The sequence below is a fragment of the Microbacterium sp. ZW T5_45 genome (assembly GCF_044987415.1).
GTDB lineage: Bacteria > Actinomycetota > Actinomycetes > Actinomycetales > Microbacteriaceae > Microbacterium.
On sequence record NZ_JBJDRJ010000004.1, the window covers coordinates 40,768 to 59,924 of the forward strand.

Sequence of the window (19,157 nt, forward strand, 5' to 3'; positions counted from 1 at the left end):
ATGCTCGAGCTGCTGCATGCGGGATCCCTCGCCGCCACCGCGGCCGGCGCGTGCTGCGTCGCGGTCGAGCGGCGGGGACCCCGCATCCGCTCGTTCCTGCTCGCGGCGGTGATGACCCTCGCGATGCTCGACGTGGTCGTGGGGGCGCGCCTTCTGCCCGTCGTCGCCTGGAGCGCGCTCACGATCGCGCTCGCGATGGTGCTGGCGGTGCGCCGTCGAACTGTGGTCGAAGCGGCCGATGTCTCGCGTATGCGGGTGCTGTCGGCGCTCGGCGCCGTGCTCATGGCCGTGCTCATGCTCACGATGTCGATGGGGTCTTTCCAGGCCGGACATCACGGCGCGGCGAGCAGCACGGTGGTGGCCTGGATCGTCGCCGCGAGCATCGGTCATGCCGCGTGGACGGCCCTGTCGCTGCGCACGACCCATGACCTGCTCGCCCGGCTCCAGCTGGTGAGCATGTCCGGCGCGGTTCTCCTGCTCGCCGCGGGGCACGCCCTGAGTTGAGCGCGGTCGGGCCGCGCGCTCTCAGCCGGTGAAGACCGTGGAACTGCGTCGCTCGTACCAGCGGGCGAGCTGCTCGCCCGCACCGAGCACGTGCGCCCGCATCTGCGCGGCCGCGCCCTCCGCGTCACCGCGCTCGAGCGCCTCGATGATGCGGACGTGCTCCTGGTAGTTCTCCTCACGGTGCCGGTCGTCGTTGATGAGGAGCTGAGCGGAGACGTTCCGGGGGAAGGTCTCGTTGATCTCCGCGATCGCCCGTGCGAGCCGTGCGTTCGAAGATGCGGCCGTGATCGTGTCGTGGAACACGTCGTTGTTCTGTTTGCTCGCCGGAGCGCTCTCGGTCGATCGCGCTCCGGTCGACCGCTCGTACATCTCCTGATTGCTGGCACGCAGACGCTCGATGTCGGCGTGCGAGATGCGACTCACGGCGCGGGACGCGGCGAGGGCCTCGAGCTCTGCGCGCACTTCGTAGGCCTCGCGCACCTCCCACGGGGCGGGCACCCGGACAACGGCTCCACGGTTGGGGACGACGTCGATCAGTCCGCCGGTCTGCAGCTGACGCAGCGCCTCGCGGACGGGGGTCCGGCTCACGCCGAAGTCCGCGGCCAGCTCCGCCTGCCGCAGCTGAGCACCGATGGCGATCTCGCCGTTCATGATCCGGGCACGGATCTTGGCGGCGATCTCGTCCACGAGGGCGTGTCCGCTCGCCGATCCGGTGAGCTGCTCGTCGGTCATCTGCTGGTCCTTCCGGTGCAGCGCGTCCTTCGTTGCACGTGGGGAACGGTAGCAGAACTCGCGAACGTGGACCCCGAACCCCGGCGCACGGCGTCCCAATTGATTCTTTTTGGATCCACAATTGTGGTGATAGGATCCAAATATGACCTCGACCACGGACCTCAGCGATATCCGCGTCCGCGTGCGCGGACTCACCAGAGAAGCCGAGGGCGTGCTGGCCGTGGAACTCGAGCCGCTCGCGGACGCACTGCCCGCATGGACGCCCGGAGCGCATATCGACCTCGTGCTGCCTTCGGCCCCCGTGCGGCAGTACTCGCTGTGCGGCGACCCGGCGTCGACGCGTTATCGGATCGCCGTGCTCCGCGAACCCGAGAGTCGGGGCGGATCGAGGGCCGTCCACGAGCGGCTCCGCCCCGGTGACGAGGTCGTGCTGCGCGAACCCAAGAATCACTTCGTCCTCGAAGCCGCCGAAGAGTACGTCTTCGTCGCCGGCGGTATCGGCATCACGCCGCTGCTGCCGATGGTGAAGGCCGTCGCCGCGCGCGGTGCGAGCTGGCGGCTGCTGTACCTGGGCGGCTCCCGGTCGCGGATGCCGTTCCTCGACGAACTCGCCTCGCTCGACGCCGACCGCATCCGGATCGTCGCCCGGGACGAAGGCTCCCGCGCCGACCTGCCCGCTGCACTCACGGCGTCGCCCGATGCTCTCGTCTACGCGTGCGGACCCGAGCGGATGCTCACCGCCCTCACCGAGATCGTCGACGCGGAGCGGCTGCGGGTCGAGTACTTCGCCGCCCCCGAGGTCGAGTACGAGCCGGGCGGGCCCTTCCGCGTCCGTCTGGATCGCAGCGGGCTCGAACTCGAGGTCGCCCCGGAGGAATCGATCCTCGACGTCCTGCGCGGTGCCGGAGTGGACGTGCTCTCGGACTGCGAGGAGGGCATCTGCGGCAGCTGCGAGACCCGCGTCGTGGAGGGCGAGGTCGAACACCGAGACTTCGTCCTCACCGCACAGGAGAAGACCCGGAGCGACTGCCTGATGGTGTGCGTCTCCCGGGCATCCTGCCCTCTGCTCGTGCTCGACGTCTGAGCACACCCGTCCGACCGAACAATCGTCCCCGAAGGAGTCAGTGCGATGCTGAAGCAGGAAGACAACGAGAAGATCACCCGGTCGGGCCCCGGTACGCCGCTGGGCAACCTGCTGCGCTCGTACTGGCAGCCGGCGGGCCTGGTGTCCGAGATGCCGGGTGAGCGTCCCGTCAAGCAAGTGCGCATCATGAGCGAGGACCTCGTCCTCTTCAAGAAGCGCGAGGGCTGGGGACTCATCAGCCGCTACTGTGCGCACCGAGGTGTAGACCTCTCGTTCGGACGCCTCGAGGAGGACGGCATCCGCTGCCTGTACCACGGTTGGCTCTACGACGGCGAGGGGCGCTGCGTCGAGCAGCCCGCCGAGCCCGATCACTCGCAGTTCCTCGGCAAGGTGCGCATCTCGAACTACCCGTGCATCGAGAAGAACGGCATCATCTTCACCTACATGGGCGCCGGCGATCCGCCTCCGTTCCCCGACTACGACTGCTTCATCGCCCCGGAGGAGTACACCTTCGCCTTCAAGGGCCTGTGGGAGTGCAACTGGCTGCAGGGCCTCGAGGGCGGCATCGACCCGAGCCACGTCTCGTTCCTGCACCGCTTCATCCAGGAGGACCCCCGCGAGATGTACGGCCAGCAGTTCGCCGAGGAGGTCGAGGGCACCGGCAAGAAGCTCTCGATGCTCGTCGGTGAGAGCTATCGCCCCGACATCGAGGTCGAGAACGCCGAGCACGGCCTTCGGGTGTACGCGATCCGCCAGCTCACCGAGGAGATCAAGCACGTCCGGGTGACGAACCTGATGTTCCCGAACGCGTTCGTCGTGCCCTTTGGCAACACCAAGGTGTTCACGCAGTGGCACGTGCCGATCGACGACGACAACCACCTCTGGTACATGATCTGGTACGACTTCGCCGAGACGACCGACAAGGACACCCTGCTCCAGCAGCGACTCGAGGGCGTGAGTCTGCCCGACTACCGCCCGCTGCGCAACCGCGCGAACAACTGGGGCTTCGACCCGCAGGAGCAGAAGGAGCTCACCTACACCGGCATGGGCCTGGATATCAACGTCCACGATCAGTGGGCCGTCGAGAGCATGGGCCCGATCCAGGACCGCACGGTCGAGCGCCTCGGCGTCTCGGATCGTGCCGTGAGCGCGAACCGGCGTCTGCTGCTGCGCGCCATCGAGGCCTTCGCCGCCGGGGCGCAGACGCCGTCGCATCCCGTGAGCGATGCCGAGGCTGCGGCGCTGACCGGTCCGATCGCGATGGACACGATCGCCGCGAACGACGCCTGGCAGGAGCGCTGGGTGCAGCGCGAGCAGGAGCGTCGGGACGCCTCTCCGTGGGCCGGGCCGCTCCGCAACGCGGAGGTCTCGGTCGATGCGTGAGCGCAACGTCGACGAGCGCAGCGTCGCCGAGAACGGCGGCGGTGCCTCCGCACGCCCCATGCTCGCGAGCGAGCGCACCGGCTTCGTGGCCCGTCACGACCTGTGGACCGATGCGCAGTACGCCGCGGCTGGGCAGATGCGTCGGGTGATGGACGAGATCGGCATCGAGATGGTGCGCTTCTCGTTCGTCGATCAGCACGGCATCCTGCGCAGCAAGACCATCGCCCGCGCCGGGGTCGCCGCCGCGCTCCGCTCCGGGGTCACCGCGCCGAGTTCGCTGCTGCTCAAGGACACCTCCGGCCAGTCCGTCTTCTCGGTCTTCGCCGAGGACACCGGTGTGGGCGTCGAGGGCTTCAGCGGCGCCGGCGACATCGTGATGGTGCCGGATCCGCAGACCTTCCGGGTGCTGCCATGGGCCGAGCGCACCGCGTGGATACTCTGCGACCTCCGGTTCCCCGACGGATCCCCGGTGCCGTTCTGCACCCGCACGATGCTGCGCACCGAGCTCGCCACCCTCGCCTCGCGGGGATACGGCATGACGGTCGGCGCCGAACTGGAGTTCCATGTCTACCGGCTCGACGAGAACGTGCTGGAGGCCGCGCACGTCGGCGTGCCGGGGCACCCTGGCGACGCTCTCGTCGTCGGACCCACCACTCGGGGCTCGCAGCTGCTGCAGGAGGAGGCGCTCGACGCGATGCAACCCCTCGTGAACGCGCTCTACACCGGGCTCACGCTGCTCGATCTGCCCCTGCGCTCGATCGAGCTCGAGTTCGGCCCGAGCCAGTTCGAGATCACGATGGAGGCCGGCGACGCGGCGAGCATCGCCGATGCGATAGTGCTGTGCCGGATGGCCGTGCGTCGGATTGCCCGCGGGCTCGGCTATCACGCGACGTTCATGTCCCGGCCGCAGGCCGCGGAGGGGGCGTCCACCGGCTGGCACCTGCATCAGTCGCTCCGCGACATCTCCACGGGCGATCCGGTCTTCGCGCCCGACGATCAGACCGCACCCCTCAGCGACCTCGGGGTGGCCTATCTCGCGGGGCTGCTCGCGCATGCCCCCGCTGCGGCGGCGTTCGCCACACCGACTGTGAACGGCTACAAGCGGTATCAGCCGTTCTCACTCGCCCCCGACCGCATCGCCTGGGGCATCGACAACAAGGGCGCCATGGTCCGCGCCGTCGGCGGCCAGGGCGACCCTGCGACCCGGCTCGAGAACAGGTCGGGTGAGCCCGCGGCGAACCCCTACCTCTACATCGTCTCGCAGCTCATCAGCGGCATGGACGGGGTCGACCGGGGGCTCGTCCCGCCGGCACCGACGACCGACCCGTACCGCGCGGACGCCCCGCATCTGCCCGCGTCTCTCGGCGAGGCCGTGGACGCGCTGGTGGGCGACGAGGCGTTCCGCCAGGCGCTCGGGAATGCCGTGGTGGACTGGTACGCGACGGTCAAGCGCGCCGAGTTCGGCCGGTACCTCCGTCACGTCTCCGACTGGGAGCAGCGCGAGTACTTCGAGATCTTCTGACCGGCGATCCGGCAGACACGCACGAGAGAAAGAGCAGAGCACAGATGAGCATCAGATCCACGGTCGAGGCGCTCCCCGGCTTCCAGCCGTTCTTCCTGGCCGGGCGCTGGGTCGCCGCCGAGGGGCGTCCGCGGCGCGAGGTCGTCGACCCCGCCACCCAGGAGGTGCTCACGACGGTCGCCGATGCAACCGCCGACGATGTCGACGAGGCCGTCGCCGCGGCTGTCGAGGCGCATCGCGACCGGCGCTGGCGGGGCATGGCGCCTCTTGACCGGGCGCGCATCCTCACTCGCGTCGCCGACCTCATCGAAGCCGATCTCGAGGAGCTCGCGATCCTCGAGACGCGCGACAACGGCAAGCCGATCGAACGCTCCAGGGCAGACACGCTGAGCGCCGCGCGCACGTTCCGGCACTTCGCCGGGGCGCCGTCGCGGTTGGGCGGCACCGTGATCCCGATCGACGGCGGCGGTCATCACGTCTACACGGCGTGGGAGCCCGTCGGTCCGGTCGCGATCGTGCTCCCCTGGAACTTCCCGATCATGACGGCGGCCTTCAAGCTCGCCCCCGCGCTCGCCGCAGGCTGCCCCGTCGTCGCCAAGCCGGCCGAGGACACCCCGCTCACGATCCTGCGGCTCGCCGCGATCCTGCAGGAGGCCGGCGTGCCGGACGGCGTGGTGAGCGTGCTCACCGGTGACGGGGCGACCGGCGCCGCCCTCACTGCGCACCCCGACATCGCGAAGATCACGTTCACGGGGTCGACGGAGGTCGGACGCATCGTGGCGCACGTCGCCGCAGACGACTTCAAGCGGGTGACCCTCGAACTCGGCGGCAAGAGCCCCAACATCGTCTTCGAGGACGCGGACCTCGACGCCGCCGTCCTCACCGCGATGCGGGCATCGTTCGGCCACTCCGGGCAGATGTGCACCGCGGGCAGCCGTCTGCTCGTGCAGCGTTCGATCCTCGAGGAGATGACCGAGCGGCTCGCCGCAGCCGTCCGGCGGGTGCCCGTCGGTGACGGTCTCGACGGCGGGATCACCGTCGGCCCGCTCGTGTCCGAAGAGCAGCGCCAGCGCGTGCTCGGCTACATCGCCACGGGCGTCGAGGAGGGCGCGGAACTCGTCGTCGGCGGGGGAGTCCGCGAGCCGGGCTTCTACGTCGAGCCGACGCTCTTCGCCGGCGTGACCAACGACATGACGATCGCCAGGGAGGAGATCTTCGGACCGGTCGTCGGCATCATTCCGTTCGACGACGAGGCCGACGCGCTGCGGATCGCCAACGACAGCGACTTCGGCCTCGCCGCCGCGGTGTGGACACGCGACCTGTCGCGGGCGCACCGGATGGCCGGGGCGCTCGAGGCCGGTACCGTCTGGATCAACACCTACAACGTCTTCGACCCCGCGCTGTCGTTCGGTGGCGTCGGCGCCTCGGGTCTCGGTCGCGACCTCGGCGATGAGGGACTCCACGGCTTCTGCGAGCCGAAGAGCGTCGTCATCGCCATCTGAGCCGGATCCGCTGCGAGAGAAGGGAACACCGTGAGCGCCGTCAGCACCGTCCACACCGTGTCGGGACCGATCGGGCCCGAGCAGCTCGGGGTCACGCTCCCGCACGAGCACGTGTACATCAACATGACGCTCACCACGCCGCAGGACGGTTACCTCACCGTCGCCGAAGAGGCCGAGTCCGAACTCGCGCTCTTCGCGGCGGCCGGCGGATCGACGCTGATCGACATGACGAACGGCGAGTTGAGCGACTATGCGGCGCCGGCCGGTTTCGCCACGGATGAGCGGATGATGCAGCAGAACCCGGCGACGGGGTCGCGCTCTGTCGCCAACGTGCTGGCGACGAAGGAGGTCGCTGAACGCGCCGGCGTGCAGGTGATCCTCGGCACGGGGCACTACTACGACCACTATCTCGATCACCGCTGGTTCGACCGCACCTCGACGAACACGCTCGCCGATCACCTCATCGCCGATCTCGAGGACGAGATCCCCGGCACCGGAGTCCGTGCCGGTGTGATCGGCGAGATAGCCTCCGATCTGTCGCACATCACCGCGGCGGAGGAGCGCTCGTTCCGCGCCGCCGCACGGGCGAGCCGCGAGACCGGGGTCATGATCTCCACCCACGCGGCGACCTTCCCCACCGGACTCGCCCAGCTCGAGATCATCCGCGAGGAGGGGGTCGATCCCGGGCGTGTCGTGATCGGACACGCGGACACGGTCAAGAGCGTCGACTATTCCTTGGAGATCCTCCGGCAAGGTGCCTTCGTGCAGTTCGACTGCCTGATGACGTGCCGCATCGGCGGACAGCTCGTGAGGCACCAGATCGACCGACGGCTTTCGTTCCTGCGGACGATCGTCGAGGCGGGATACGGCGACCGCGTGCTGCTGTCGCAGGATGTCTGCCAGCGCTCGCACCTGCGCGCGCTCGGTGGACCGGGCTACATCTTCCTCTTCGAGGAGTTCCGACCTCTCGCGATCGCCGCGGGCATCGACGAGGACGTGCTCGACCGGATCCACCGCGACAACCCCCGACGCGCGATCTTCGGCGCCTGACCCAGGGAGACACCCCACCCATGCCCATCCACACCGTTCTCGGGCCGATCGAGGCCGCCGATCTCGGCCGCACCTCGATGCACGAGCACCTACTGAGCGACCTGCGCATCTGGGCGAAGGAACCCGTCGAGCGGCCGCCCGCCGGCGTCGAGATGGGCCCCGAGCTCATGGCGTACCTCCGGTGGAACTTCCTCTCGATCCCTGAGAACATCGTCCTCCACGACCCACAGGTCGCGGCATCCGAACTCGCGCACGTGCGGGCCGCAGGCGGGTCGGGGATCGTCGAGCTTACACTCGACGGGATGGGCCGCCGGCTCACGGAGCTGCCGGACATCTCCCGCGCCGCGGGAGTGCACATCATGGTCGGCGCCGGGTTCTACGTCGAGGACACGATGCCGGATGACGTCCGGAACGCCTCGACGGATGCTCTCGCCGAACTGCTGATCTCCCAGCTGAACGACGGCATCGACGGCACCGGCATCCGCCCGGCCATCCTCGGTGAGATCGGAACGAGCTGGCCGGTGACCGACGCGGAGTGGCGCTCGGTGCGGGCGGCGGGCCGCGCGGGTGCGGAGACCGGAACTGCGGTCTCGACGCACCAGTCCTTCCGTGGCCAGGGCGGCCTGGCCGTCCTGGAGGCGCTACTCGACGAGGGCATGCCGGCCGAGCGGGTCGTCATCGGACATCTCGACGAGTTCTGGGACCGCCCGTACCATCGTGACGTCGCGCAGGCCGGCGCCGTGCTCGCGTACGACACCTTCGGCTCGGACTTCTACTACGGCAGCGCCTCGTTCCGGAATCCCACCGACGCCGAACGCCTCGACATGGTCGAGTGGCTCCTCTCCGAAGGCTTCGGCGACCAGCTCGTGATCGCCTCGGACGTGTGGGCCCAGGCCAACCTGCGGCGCAACGGCGGACGCGGCTACGACCACCTCTTCGCCCGCATCGGGCCGGCGATCGCGGCGATCGCCGGCGATCAGGCCGTGGCGGACCAGATCCTCATCCACACTCCCCGACGACTCCTGGAGCGACCATGACCACCCCCGCAGCAGACGCATCCCTCATCGGCAACACCGTTCTCATCGTCGTCGACATCCAGGGCGGCTCCGGCACCGTCGCCCTCGGCGACGGGGGCATTCCGCACATGGGCGGCGCCGCCGAGCGCCGGCCGCGGGTGCGCGGCACGATCGACCTCGCCCGCCAGGCCGGGGTGCCCGTCGTCTGGATCCAGGAGGTGCACAAGCGCTCGCTCGTCGACATCGGCCGCGAGCTCGACGGTGCCGAGGGCCCGCACTGCCTCGAGGGCGACGACGGCACGGAGATCGCGGCCTGGCTCGACCCGCAGCCCGAGGAGTTCGTGATCCGCAAGCGTCGGTACTCCGCGTTCTTCGGCACGGAGCTGGAGATCGTGCTGAAGGCGTACAAGGCCGACACCGTCATGCTCGTCGGCGGCCTCACCGACGTCTGCATCCACTACACGGCGGTCGACGCCCACCAGCACGACTACCACGTGCGGGTGCTCAGCGACTGCGTCGGCGGGTCCAGCGACCGTGCCCATCAGGCATCGCTCGAGGCGATCGAATACCTGCAGCGCGACGCGCTCGTGACGGCCGAGCAGGTGCAGACCTCGCTGCGTTCGATGATCGCGGACGCCGCGTGACCGGCGCGCTCCCCGACGCCGCAGCCTACGTCGTCGTCGGCGGCGGGACGGCGGGCAACGTCGTCGCCGCGCGTCTGGCCGAGGCGGGGCACGAGGTGCTCGTGCTCGAGGCCGGGCCCGACTTCGGCCCGCAGGGCTCCGCCGCGTGGCCGAGCGACCTCGTCGACGCGACGCGGCTGGGTCGTTCGCACGATTGGGGCTACGACTCCGGCGACACCTACCCGTGGACGGTCGGCTTCGAGCGCGGGCGCGCGATCGGCGGATCGTCGGACGTCAACGGATGCACTCAGACCTGGGGGCACCGCCGCGACTACGACTCCTGGGCGGAATCCGGACTCGTCGGCTGGTCGACCGACGACCTCCTGCCGCACTTCCGCGCCGGGACCGAGCGGATGCGGGTGAACCAGTTCACCGCCGAGGAGCTCACGCCCTGGCAGCACGCTTGGTACGACGCCGCGCCGGCCGTCGGGATGCCGAGGCTGCCCGATCTCAACGATCTCGATCAGGCGGCGGGCTTCGCGCCGGAGGCCATGAACATCCAGGACGGTGTGCGGATCAACTCCGCGTTCGCGTACCTCGACCCCGCCCGGCACCTGTCGACGCTCACGGTCGTCGGTGACGCGGTCGTCGATCGTGTCGTGATCGAGGGCGGACGCGCGACCGGTGTGATCGTGCGGCACCGGGGCGAGAGTCGTACGGTGCACGCGGGCACCGTCGTGCTCGCGGGCGGCGCCTACAACTCGCCGACCCTGCTGCTGCGCTCCGGCATCGGCCCCGCCTCCCAGCTCGCTCCTCTCGGCATCCCCGTCGTCCAGCACCTCCCCGGCGTGGGCGAGAATCTGCACGACCAGCCCTTCCTGCTCATGAGCTGGGCCGGATCCGAGCGGATGACTCGCGAGATGACGGCGGCGCGCGCCGCAGGGTGGGCGCCGGATGAGCAGGCCATGGGCAAGGCGGCCTCGAGCTTCGAGCACGAGGCGTTCGACCTGCACTTCCTGCCGTACAGCCCGACGCACCGCGGCGACGAGAAGCGCTGGAGTGTCGGCACCTCGGCGCTGCAACCCCGATCCCGCGGGTTCGTCCGGTTGCGCAGCGCCGACCCTGACGCGAAGCCCGTCATCGATCACCGGTTCCTCAGCGACCCGGAGGGTGTGGACGCCGCGATGCTCGCGGAGGGTGCGGAGATGCTTCGCGCCCTCGCCGCCACGCCGGAGCTCGCGCCGCTGGTCGGCGCGGAGATCCACCCCGGCCCCTCGACGTTCTCGAGAGAGGCACTGATCGCCCACATCTACGCGCACCCCGACAACTACTGGCATCCGGTCGGCACATGCCGGTTGGGTGCCGCGGACGACGTCCTGGCCGTCGTCGACGAGCGCGCGCGGGTGCACGGTGTCGAGGGGCTCCGGATCGCCGATGCGTCGATCATGCCGCGCGTTCCCCGCGCGACGACCGCGATGCCGTCGATCGTCATGGGCGAGAAGGTCGCCGAGATGCTCATCGAGGAGGCCACCGCATGAGCGGGGAGATCACGACCATGAGCGCCGGAGCGCTCGCCGAGGCGATCCGCACCCGCGTGCTGTCGTCGCAGGAGGTCGTCGAGGCGCACCTCGCGCGCATCGACGAGGTCAACCCGACCGTGAACGCCATCGTGTCCTACGCGCCTGAGGCGGCGATCGCCGCCGCGAAGGAGCGCGACCGCGAGCTCGCGGCCGGCACCATTCGGGGGCCGCTGCACGGGGTACCGATCGCGGTCAAGGACCTCATGGACGTCGCGGGCCTTCCCACGAGCCACGGTTCGCGGATCCACGCGGGCCGCGTCGCCACGCAGGACAGCGTGATCTCCGGGCGTCTGCGCGATGCGGGCGTCGTCTTCGTCGGCAAGACCAACACCCCCGAGTTCGGTGCCGGCTCGCACACGTTCAACGAGGTGTTCGGCGCGACCCGCAACCCCTACGACCTCGACCGCAGCGCCGGGGGATCCAGCGGTGGGGCGTCCGCCGCCGTCACCTCGGGCATGCTCCCGTTCGCCGACGGTTCGGACCTCGGCGGCAGCATCCGCAACCCCGCCTCGTTCGGCAACCTCGTCGGCCTCCGTCCCACCGCGGGACGGGTCGCGTCCGCACGCCCCGGCAACGCCTGGGACCCGGGGTCCGTACTCGGCGCACTGACCAGGAACGTGCGGGACACCGCGCTGTTCCTCTCGGTCGTCTCCGGTCCCGAGCGCCGGGCGCCGCTCGCGATCGACGAGGATCCTGCGCTGTTCCTGTCGATCGCGCCTCGTCCGTTCGCCGGCGCGCGGATCGCCTATTCGCCGGATCTCGGCGGGCTTCCGCTCGACCCTCAGGTCCGCGCCGCGACGGCCGCAGCCGCGCGGCTCGCGAGCGAACTGGGAGCCGAGGTCGTGGAGGTGGACCTCGATCTCTCCGAGGCGGATGCCGTGTTCGAGACGTTCCGTTCGCTGGAGTTCCTGGACGGGCATGGTGACGACGTGCGCGAGCAACCGGACCTCGTGAAGAAGACCGTGCGCGACGACGTCTCGTGGGCGGCCGGGATCGACGCCGCACAGCTGGTGCACGCGGCCTCGGCGAAGACGCGCCTGTTCCGTCGGATGCAGGCGCTGTTCGAGGAGTACGACATGCTGCTCGCACCCACCGTGCAGGTGTTGCCGTTCCCGCTGGACTGGGAGTTCCCGACCGAGATCGACGGGGTCGCGATGGAGCGTTACTACACCTGGCAGCGCTCGTGCAGCCGGATCACGGCGACCGCGATGCCCGCACTATCGATGCCCGCCGCCTTCTCGGCGGAGGGGCTTCCGATCGGGGTGCAGTTCGTCGGTCCGTACCGCGGCGATCGACTGCTCCTCGAGTTCGCCCTGACCTGGGAGAGTGCGGTCGCCGATGTGATGTCCCGACGCCCCGTCCTGACCGCCGCGGAGGCACTCGTATGAGCGGGGCCGTCGTCTACATCGCGCAGGTCCGCACCATGGATCCGCAGCGCCCCGCCGCCTCGGCGTTCGCCGTCGCGGGGGAGCGGATCGTCGCGGTCGGCTCGCTCGACGAGGTGCGTGCCGCGGTGCCGGATGCCGAGCGCGAGGTCATCCTCGACGGCGTCGTGCTGCCGGGCCTCATCGACGCGCACATGCACATGCAGCGCGCAGGTCTCAAGGCGATCGACTACCTCGACGAGGCGGATGACGTCGAGCGCTACATCACGGCGATGCGGGAGAGCTTCGACGACGACGGGCCGGAGCATCCCCCGTTCGCCGATCGGATCGCCGGACTCGTCCGCGTGCAGCCGCTGCTGCACGCCCTGGGCTTCACCGGAGTCATCGACCCCGCCGTGCGCGTCGAGGAGATGCGCGGCTACCAGGAGGCACACCGGCAGGGGGCGCTCACGATGCGCACCCTGGCGATGCCATACCTCGAGATCGGCTCGCCGGAGACCCCCGACGTCGACGCGGCGATCGAGCAGCTCGGCGGGACGGGAGTGTCGACCGGCTTCGGCGACGACGTGCTGCGGATCGGGCCGATCAAGGTGTACCTCGACGGCGAGGCGCTCAAGGGCGAAGCCCTGCTCGAGGCGCCGTGGGATGACTCGGGCTACCACGGCCTTCAGAGGCTGAGCGACGAGGACTTCACGCGGCTCGTGGCCTGGTGCTCCGCGCACGGCTGGGGCGTCGGCACGCATGCCGTCGGCTCCGCCGCGATCGCCCTGGTCGCCGCGGTCTACGAGGCCCAGGGTGCGGCGGTGCTCGATCGGCGGTTCCAGTTCATCCACGCCTACCTCGAGCCGTCCGACGAGGCGATCGCCTCAGCCGCGCGCTCGGGTGCGATCGCCTCGCTGCAGCCCTCGATCATCTGGCACAACGGCGCAGGGCTCCGCGCGAAGCTCGGTGACAGAGCCGAGACCGCGAACCCCGTCCGCCGCTGGCTGGACGCGGGCGCGACCGTGGCGTTCGGATCGGATGGCCCGTTCTTCGCCTTCGACCCGCGTCACCTGATCTGGCAGGCCGTGACCCGTCACGTCGCCGACGAGGAGCTGCCGTTGTCGGATGCCGAGTCCATCACGGTCGAGGAGGGGCTCGTCGCCTACACGACGGCCGCAGCCTTCGCGGCCCTCGCCGAGAACGAGCGCGGGATGATCCGCGAGGGCCGGTTGGCCGACTGGGCGCTCTGGAGCGCCGACCCCGCGGCGGTGCCTCTCGACGAGCTCCGCCGACTGGCCGTGCGTCGTACCGATGTCGGAGGTACGACCGTCCACCTGCAGGAGAACACATGAGCACCCCCCTTCACACCTGGTCCGCGCGGGATCTCGCCGCGGGCATCGTCCGCCGCGATATCTCCGCGGTCGAGGTCATGCGCGCCCACCTCGACCGCATCGAACAGGTCGAGGACGACGTCGCCGCCTTCGTCTCGCTGCTGCCGGAGTCCGAGTGCCTCGCGATGGCGGAGCGCGCGGATGCCGCGGTCGCCCGTGGTGATGACCTCGGCGTGCTGCACGGACTGCCGACAGCGGTGAAGGATCTGATGGACGTCGCGGGTCTTCCGACCTCGCAGGGGTCGGCGGCCTACGCGTCCGAGCCGCCGGCGACGAAGGACAGCGTGCTCGCCGAGCATCTGCGCCGCGCCGGTGCGCTGATCATCGGCAAGACGAACACCCCCGAAATCGGCCTCGGTACCCTGACCTTCAACCCGGTGCGCGGAGTCTGCCGCAACCCCTGGGACCTCAGTCGTCACGCCGGAGGCTCCAGCGGAGGCGCGGGCGCCGCCGTCGCCGCGGGCATGCTCCCCTTTGCCGACGGTTCCGACAGCGGTGGCAGCATCCGGTATCCGTCGTCGTTCTGCAACACGGTCGGTCTGCGTCCGACGCCGGGCATGGTTCCCAGCGGCCGCCTCGGGAACGGCTGGGAACCGCACGGCGTCTCGGGTCCCATGGCGCGGGATTCGCGCGACGCAGCTCTGATGCTCGCGGGCATCGCCGGCCACGACCCGCGATGGCCGCTGTCGTGGGAGGACGATCCGCGATCGATCGCGACCCTCGAGACCAGGGACCCGTCCACGCTGCGACTGGGGTGGAGCCCCGACGTCGGCGGTCTGCCGATCGACCGCGAGGTGCGCGCCGTGCTCGCCGAGACCCGGCGCCGTCTGGAGGCCGCCGGCGTGACGATCGTCGACGTCGAGCCGGATCTCTCCGGCGCCGATGAGGCCTGGCAGGTGGTCGAGATGTTCGGGTTCGCCGGTGACGCGCGCCCACGGTTCGCCGAGGGCCGCACCGGCTTCCGCGAGGACTACCTCCGCAACGTCGCCGAGGGACTCGCCCTCTCCGCCGAAGACCTCATGGATGCCTACGCCCAGCGGACGGAGCTGTTCCGTCGCACCGCCGCGGTGCTGCAGTCGGTCGACGCGATCATCTATCCGGCCACCCCGGTCGCCGCGCCGCCGGCCGAGGTGGAATGGGTGGACGAGGTGGACGGCACGCGATTCGACCGCTACTTCCTCTGGCAGCGCGCCGCGTGCCGCCTCACCGTGACCGGTCATCCCGTGCTGGCGACCCCCGCCGGGTTCACCCACGACGGTCTCCCGGTCGGGATGCAGCTGGTGGGTGCCGCTCGCCGCGATGCCGCCCTGCTCGCGATCGGCGCAACGATCGAGGACGTCCTCGGACTCGTCGGTCGGCGTCCCACCGCGATCCCCGCATGACCGCGGCGGCGATCCCGACCGGCCCCTACGCCGTCATGGACGGGGCGCCGATCATCGGGGAGCGCGGACTCCTCGTGAGCGTCGGATTCCGGGCCGCCGATCCCCGAGCCGGCCGCACGCAGGGCGTCATCGCCCATGCTCAGGACGCGGCGGGCTGGTGGATCGGCATCGGCGGTGACGACCGGGTCGTCGTGGGGATCGGCACGAGGACCGGTCCGGTGAGCCTCCCGGTCGGCGCTCCCCTCGCCGCAGAGGAGGAGGTGCGCGTCCACGCGCGCATCCCCGGTGCGCCGGGCCGCCGGCTCGAGATCTGCACGATCCGCACGGGTCGGGAGCCGGAGGAGGCGGGCGTCGTGATCGGCTCCCTCCTCGTCCCCGCGCCGGGGAACACGCTCTGGGGTGCGAGATCGCTGCGTGATCGACGGTTGCCGGAGCAGGGGTTCATCGGAGAGATCGGCCGCGTCACGATGATCGCCGATGCGGATGCGCGACCGGACGACGAGACCGCCGAGGGGTTCCTGGGCCGATGGGACGCCTGGGTGCGCATCGATGCATCGCGGTTCGCGGACGAGGCGCCCCTGCGTCTCTGAGCGTCGCGGCACCGACTGTGACGGCCGATGTGTTACACGGTCGAAACGAGATGGACTTCCATTCGGGATCCAGAGTGTGTAAGATTGGATCCATAAGGTACTCACCCTTCGAGAGGAACCACGGATGACCCGCACCTCGCTCTCACGCCGGATCGGCGCTCTGACGCTCGGCAGCGCGACGGCTGCGTCACTGCTGGCCGGCTGCGCCTCCGGGGTGACCCCGGCGGCCGACGCCGCAGACGGCGCGGAGCTGTCTGGCGACATCGTCTGGGCGGACTACGGCGGCCCCACGAACGAATCGCGACAGATCGCCTACTTCGACGGGTTCCTCGACGACACCGGGGTCGAGGTCGTCTCCACGAGCATCGAGGACGCGGTCTACATGTCGATGCTCACCGGGGATCCCGGCGACTACGACGTGTTCCAGGCCTCGGCCTCCGAGGTCCTCGAGAACGCTGAGAACATCTACGAGCTCCCCGAGGGCGTCCGCGGCGATCTGCTCCCCGAGAACGTCCAGCCGTACTACCTCGGCGGCTTCGTCTTCGGCGAGACGCAGGGGTGGCTGACCGAGACCTTCCCCGACGGCGGCCCGCAGGACTGGGTCGACTTCTTCGACGTTGACGCGTTCCCCGGCAAGCGCGCCTGGCCCGGCACTCCCGGATCGTTCGACGCGTCGTATGAGATCGCGCTCCTCGCCGACGGTGTGGCCCCCGAAGACCTCTATCCGCTCGACCTCGAGCGTGCCGAGGCGAAGCTCGACAGCATCCGTGGTGACCTGCTGTTCTACCAGTCCTATCCCGAGGTGCAGCAGCTGCTCACCAGCGGAAGCGTCTCCATCGCGGTCACCGTCACCGGCCAGTTCACGGCGCTGAGGAACGCGGGGGAGGACGTCACTGTTCAGTGGAACCAGGCCTTCGCCGTGCCGTCCGGCTTCGTCGCCCCGGCGGACGTCCGCAATCCCGATGAGATCGAGGCGCTCGCCACCTGGATGGACGACCCCGACAACCAGGCGGTCTTCACGGAGCGCACGGGCTACGGTCCCGTGAACCCCGAAGTCTTCGACCTGCTGGACGACGATGTGGCAGCCGACCTCGTGAACTCGCCGGAGCATGCGGACGATGTCCTGTACTGGGACACCGAGTGGCGCGCCGAGAACTACGAGCTGCTGCTCAACTCCTACACGGCCTGGCTCGCAGGCTGACGCCGCGTCCCCACCCACCCCCACTGCACCACCCGAAATACCCGATATCGAGAGGAACGTCCTTCCATGTCAGTAGACATCCGCTTCCGCCGCCGCGCAGGCATCGCGGTCGCCGTCGGCGCCGTCGCAGTGCTCGTCACCGGCTGTGCCGGTACGGCATCCGGCGGCACGTCGGACGGCTCCGCCTCCGGCGACGAATCCATCAGCGGTCAGATCGTCTGGGCCGACTTCGGCGGCCCGACCAACGAGAGCCGCCAGGTCGCCTACTTCGACGGCTTCTACGACGAGACCGGCGTCGACGTCGTGTCGTCGTCGATCGAGGATGCCGTGTACTATCCGATGCTCGAGGGGGAGGACGGCGACTACGACGTCTTCCAGGTGAGCACGGCCGACATCCTCGCCTACCCCGACCACATCCAGGAGATCCCCGAGGCCGCCCAGGGCGACCTGATCGACGAGTCGCTCCGCCCCTATGTCGTCGGCGGCTTCTACATCGGCGTCGCGCAGGGATGGCTGACCGATACGTTCGCCGATGGCGGCCCGCAGGACTGGGTCGACTTCTTCGACACCGACAAGTACCCGGGCAAGCGCGCCTGGCCGGGGTCGCCCGGCTTCTTCGACGCCTCCTACGAGATCGCCCTGCTCGCAGACGGCGTCGCTCCGGAGGATCTCTATCCGCTCGACCTCGAGCGCGCGACCGCGAAGCTCGACACCATCCGCGACGACCTCGTGTTCTACCAGTCCTACCCCGAGGTGCAGCAGCTGCTCTCGAGCGGCAGCGCGTCGATCGCCGTCAGCGTCACGGGTCAGTTCAAGGCGCTGCAGAACGCCGGTCAGGACGTGACGGTGCAGTGGAATCAGGCGTTCCAGGCGCTGAACGGCTTCGTCGTGCCCGAGGCGTCGAACAACCCCGACGCCGTCATGGCGCTCGCCGAATGGATCAACACCCCCGAGAATCAGGCCGTCTTCACCGAACGCACGGGTTACGGTCCGGTGAACTCCGAGGTGTTCGACCTGATCTCGGAGGACATCGCGGCGAACGTCGTGAACTCCCCTGATCACGCCGACGGCCTGCTCCAGTGGGATGAGCAGTGGCGAGCGGACAACAAGGATCTGCTCCTCGACTCGTACACGGCCTGGCTGGCCGGCTGATCCGATCCCCACCCCGAAAGGCCCCCGACGTTCTCGTCGGGGGCCTTTCTCGTCGTGCGCGAGGGCACGATCCGATGCGGCTTAACGAGATGGAAACGAGAAAGCATTGTTTCAGGATCCATTACGGCTTAGATTGGATCCAGAACTTCTCGCGAAGCTCGAAACACCTCTGCAATCTCTATCCGGGAGCATGACGACGTGAGTACTTCGACCGCAGCGATCGGCGCCAGGCCAGCGGCCCCGATAAGGCGCAGGACGCTGGGCGTCTCCCGCGCGGAGTTCCGCTGGCTCATGTGGCCGCCGCTGCTCTTCTTCGTCGTCGCCCTGGGGCTGCCCATGCTGGCCCTGGTCGCCCAGTCCTTCGAGGGCGGGGGCAGCGCATACGCCGGCATGTTCGAGGTGCCGGCCTTCATCGGCTCGCTGTGGCGAACCGTCATCATGGCCGTGGTGACAATGGTCCTCACGATGATCCTGGGAGCGGCGTACGGTCTCGCGATCGTGGCGGCTCCGGCCTGGCTGCGCCTCACGCTCCTCGCCGCGCTCATGCTGTCGCTGTGGACCTCGGTGATGGTCCGCTCCTTCGGATGGATGCTCCTCGAACTGCCGAAGGGCGCGCTCTACTGGTTCCTCGGGCTGTTCGGCCTCGCCGACGAACCGCTCGAGCTGTACCAGACCATGCTCGGGATGTACCCCGCCATGATCGCCGTGATGCTGCCGTTCGCGGTGCTCCCCGTGATGAGCGCGCTGCAGTCGATCGATCGTGAGCAGCTCAATGCCGCGACCGTGTTCGGAGCGGGGCCCCTCCTGACCTTCCGCACGGTCACGTGGCCGCAGATGCTGCCCTCGGTGATCAGCGGGGGTGTGCTGGTCTTCGTGATGTCGCTCGGCTTCTACGTGACCCCGCTGCTTCTGGGCGGACCCTCGAACATGACGGTGTCGGGCGTCATCAACGCGCAGCTCAACACCGCGAACCGCCCCGATCTGGGTGCGGCGATGAGCATCCTGCTGGTCGGGGGGACGATGCTCATCTACCTCGTCGCCGACCGGCTCTTCAAAGTCAGTGAGAAGTGGGGCTGAA

17 protein-coding genes are annotated in these 19,157 nt (G+C 69.6%); 16 read left to right on the forward strand and 1 reads right to left on the reverse strand.

From position 1 onward, the window contains the following. Positions 1 to 504: a hypothetical protein gene (locus tag ACI3KS_RS02810; RefSeq protein WP_404914982.1), complete on the forward strand. Its 504-nt coding sequence runs from the start codon at positions 1 to 3 to the stop codon at positions 502 to 504. A gap of 21 nt (positions 505 to 525) precedes the next feature. Here the strand turns inward: ACI3KS_RS02810 and ACI3KS_RS02815 are convergent, their stop codons facing one another. Next, positions 526 to 1,236 (reverse strand): GntR family transcriptional regulator, encoded by a 711-nt coding sequence (locus ACI3KS_RS02815; protein ID WP_404914984.1) that lies wholly within the window; start codon positions 1,234 to 1,236, stop codon positions 526 to 528. A gap of 142 nt (positions 1,237 to 1,378) precedes the next feature. Here ACI3KS_RS02815 and ACI3KS_RS02820 point away from each other — a divergent pair, with 142 nt between their 5' ends. From ACI3KS_RS02820 to ACI3KS_RS02890, 15 genes are all read left to right on the forward strand, one after another. Then, positions 1,379 to 2,320 carry a PDR/VanB family oxidoreductase gene (locus ACI3KS_RS02820; RefSeq protein WP_404914986.1) on the forward strand — a complete coding sequence of 314 codons (942 nt, stop codon included), beginning with the start codon at positions 1,379 to 1,381 and terminating at the stop codon, positions 2,318 to 2,320. Positions 2,321 to 2,365: 45 nt separating this feature from the next. Next, positions 2,366 to 3,703 (forward strand): Rieske 2Fe-2S domain-containing protein, encoded by a 1,338-nt coding sequence (locus ACI3KS_RS02825; protein WP_404914988.1) that lies wholly within the window; start codon positions 2,366 to 2,368, stop codon positions 3,701 to 3,703. Then, positions 3,696 to 5,225, forward strand: a complete 1,530-nt coding sequence (locus tag ACI3KS_RS02830; protein ID WP_404914990.1) for a glutamine synthetase family protein — start codon at positions 3,696 to 3,698, stop codon at positions 5,223 to 5,225. Before ACI3KS_RS02825 ends, ACI3KS_RS02830 begins: the two co-directional genes overlap by 8 nt. Positions 5,226 to 5,269: 44 nt before the next feature. Beyond that, entirely contained in the window at positions 5,270 to 6,727 is a 1,458-nt protein-coding gene (locus tag ACI3KS_RS02835; protein ID WP_404914992.1) for an aldehyde dehydrogenase family protein, read from the forward strand. A 30-nt stretch (positions 6,728 to 6,757) separates the two neighbouring features. Next, the gene (locus tag ACI3KS_RS02840; protein WP_404914996.1) at positions 6,758 to 7,777 is read left to right on the forward strand and encodes a phosphotriesterase; all 1,020 of its coding nucleotides are present in this window, start codon (positions 6,758 to 6,760) and stop codon (positions 7,775 to 7,777) included. Positions 7,778 to 7,797: 20 nt separating this feature from the next. Then, entirely contained in the window at positions 7,798 to 8,814 is a 1,017-nt protein-coding gene (locus tag ACI3KS_RS02845; protein ID WP_404914998.1) for a phosphotriesterase, read from the forward strand. After that, positions 8,811 to 9,437, forward strand: coding sequence for a cysteine hydrolase family protein (locus ACI3KS_RS02850; RefSeq protein ID WP_404915000.1), 627 nt, complete (start codon positions 8,811 to 8,813; stop codon positions 9,435 to 9,437). The genes ACI3KS_RS02845 and ACI3KS_RS02850 overlap by 4 nt, the downstream gene beginning before the upstream one ends. Then, positions 9,434 to 10,954 carry a GMC family oxidoreductase gene (locus ACI3KS_RS02855; RefSeq protein WP_404915002.1) on the forward strand — a complete coding sequence of 507 codons (1,521 nt, stop codon included), beginning with the start codon at positions 9,434 to 9,436 and terminating at the stop codon, positions 10,952 to 10,954. The genes ACI3KS_RS02850 and ACI3KS_RS02855 overlap by 4 nt, the downstream gene beginning before the upstream one ends. After that, entirely contained in the window at positions 10,951 to 12,384 is a 1,434-nt protein-coding gene (locus ACI3KS_RS02860) for an amidase (RefSeq protein WP_404915004.1), read from the forward strand. Before ACI3KS_RS02855 ends, ACI3KS_RS02860 begins: the two co-directional genes overlap by 4 nt. Beyond that, entirely contained in the window at positions 12,381 to 13,715 is a 1,335-nt protein-coding gene (locus ACI3KS_RS02865; RefSeq protein WP_404915006.1) for an amidohydrolase, read from the forward strand. The genes ACI3KS_RS02860 and ACI3KS_RS02865 overlap by 4 nt, the downstream gene beginning before the upstream one ends. Further along, on the forward strand, positions 13,712 to 15,136 hold the full coding sequence (locus ACI3KS_RS02870) for an amidase (protein WP_404915008.1): 1,425 nt from the start codon (positions 13,712 to 13,714) through the stop codon (positions 15,134 to 15,136). The genes ACI3KS_RS02865 and ACI3KS_RS02870 overlap by 4 nt, the downstream gene beginning before the upstream one ends. Continuing rightward, positions 15,133 to 15,726: a hypothetical protein gene (locus tag ACI3KS_RS02875; protein WP_404915010.1), complete on the forward strand. Its 594-nt coding sequence runs from the start codon at positions 15,133 to 15,135 to the stop codon at positions 15,724 to 15,726. Before ACI3KS_RS02870 ends, ACI3KS_RS02875 begins: the two co-directional genes overlap by 4 nt. Positions 15,727 to 15,850: 124 nt before the next feature. Next, entirely contained in the window at positions 15,851 to 16,927 is a 1,077-nt protein-coding gene (locus ACI3KS_RS02880; protein ID WP_404915012.1) for an extracellular solute-binding protein, read from the forward strand. A 66-nt stretch (positions 16,928 to 16,993) separates the two neighbouring features. Further along, positions 16,994 to 18,079, forward strand: a complete 1,086-nt coding sequence (locus ACI3KS_RS02885; protein ID WP_404915014.1) for an extracellular solute-binding protein — start codon at positions 16,994 to 16,996, stop codon at positions 18,077 to 18,079. 198 nt (positions 18,080 to 18,277) lie between these two features. Beyond that, positions 18,278 to 19,156, forward strand: coding sequence for an ABC transporter permease (locus ACI3KS_RS02890; protein WP_404915016.1), 879 nt, complete (start codon positions 18,278 to 18,280; stop codon positions 19,154 to 19,156). Position 19,157: the final 1 nt, after the last annotated feature.